This window comes from Psychrobacter sp. 1Y4 (genome assembly GCF_051847555.1).
This window is the reverse complement of the sequence record NZ_JBPYDE010000972.1, coordinates 1-557: the sequence shown is the minus strand read 5'-3', so window position 1 is coordinate 557 and position 557 is coordinate 1. Positions and strand designations below refer to the sequence as shown.

2 protein-coding genes are annotated in these 557 nt (G+C 45.8%); both read left to right on the top strand.

Annotated elements, in window-relative coordinates; translation table 11 throughout:
• Positions 1 to 278: response regulator (locus tag ACS8FC_RS19915; RefSeq protein ID WP_439298058.1), on the top strand; the 278-nt coding region annotated here is incomplete at its 5' end.
• Between the two features lie 3 nt (positions 279 to 281).
• Positions 282 to 557 (top strand): chemotaxis protein CheW (locus ACS8FC_RS19910; RefSeq protein WP_439298057.1); only part of this gene is annotated, 276 nt, incomplete at its 3' end.

Below are 557 nucleotides of genomic sequence, written 5' to 3'. Positions count from 1 at the left end.
TAGAAGCATCAAATGGCGAGCAGGGCTGTCAGATGGCAGCTGATCACCTGCCAGACGTCATCTTAATGGATGTAGTCATGCCAGAAATGAACGGTTTTCAGGCTACACGAAAAATCACTCGTGGTAAAACCACCGCTCATATACCTGTCATTATGATTAGTACCAAAAATCAAGAAACCGATAGAGTGTGGGGCAAGCGTCAAGGTGCCAAAGAGTATATGAATAAACCAGTCGATGAGAATGGATTGGTCAATATGATTCGCAAAGTGATGGAGTAACTTGTGGCCTCTAGAGGATTTATTGAGCTTCTGCGTCTAGCAGACTTGGCACGTGCGCGCAAAAGTGGTCGCCGCGGTGGTCAAGAGTTTGATTGGCAAGGGGTGGTATTTGAGATTGGTGGACAGCGCTTAGTTGCCCCTATGGGTCAGGTATCAGAGGTATTATCCATGCCAGAATATACTAGCTTACCTCTAGTAAAGCCTTGGATGCTAGGTATTGCAAATATTCGCGGACGATTACTACCTCTGACGGATTTGTCACACTTTTTACAAGTGCCA